Here is a 223-nt window from a genome sequence, read left to right as displayed (position 1 = left end):
CACACCCGCGCGTTCGACGACACAGTGGCATGGCTGGCCTGCCAGACCTCCAGAACGGCGGTGCGGCAGCTGCTGCGGATCGCCTGGCCCACCGTCGGCGCGATCATCACCAGGGTGTCGGCCGATATCGACGCCCGGGTCGACCGGCTGGCGGGGTTGCAGCGGATCGGGATCGACGAGATCTCCTTCCGGCGCGGTCAGAACTACCTGACCGCGGTGGTCG

Annotated in this window: 1 protein-coding gene; it reads left to right on the top strand. The window is 69.5% G+C overall.

Going from position 1 to position 223, the window contains the following annotated elements; all coding sequences use genetic code 11:
• A partial coding sequence (locus QQ657_RS57085; RefSeq protein WP_284750760.1) for a helix-turn-helix domain-containing protein occupies nt 1–223 on the top strand: 223 nt, incomplete at both ends.

Origin of the sequence: Amycolatopsis ponsaeliensis, from assembly GCF_030182635.1 — a bacterium.
Classification (GTDB): Bacteria; Actinomycetota; Actinomycetes; order Mycobacteriales; family Pseudonocardiaceae; genus Amycolatopsis; species Amycolatopsis ponsaeliensis.
The sequence above is the reverse complement of the archived record's forward strand: the minus strand, read 5'-3'. Positions and strand labels throughout refer to the sequence as shown.